The 253-nt window shown below is 52.6% G+C and carries 1 pseudogene; it reads left to right on the top strand.

Features of this window, described 5'->3' with window-relative positions:
• Positions 1-253: pseudogene (locus QP415_RS12315) on the top strand (heat-inducible transcriptional repressor HrcA); the annotation flags it as partial.

A 253-nucleotide genomic window follows, 5' to 3' on the forward strand; every position in this document is an offset into this window, starting at 1 on the left:
GTTGTTGAATATCCGACGTTGGCGTTGCAGACGTTGAAGCGGGTAGAGATCGTTGATCTTGCTGCGACCAACGTGCTGGTCATTGTCGTGACCGATTCCGGACGCGTTTCTCAGGACACTATTGAGCTTCGTACGCAGTTGACTAGCGGAGATATTGCGGTTCTTCGCGAGAAGCTCAACGCTGTTTTTTCAGCTCTTGGCCCCGATGAGATTCTTGCTAGCGTCGAGGCCCTGAAGGCGCTTCTTGAAATGC

It is taken from the genome of Pauljensenia sp. UMB3104 (assembly GCF_030217285.1).
In the GTDB taxonomy this organism is placed as follows: domain Bacteria; phylum Actinomycetota; class Actinomycetes; order Actinomycetales; family Actinomycetaceae; genus Pauljensenia.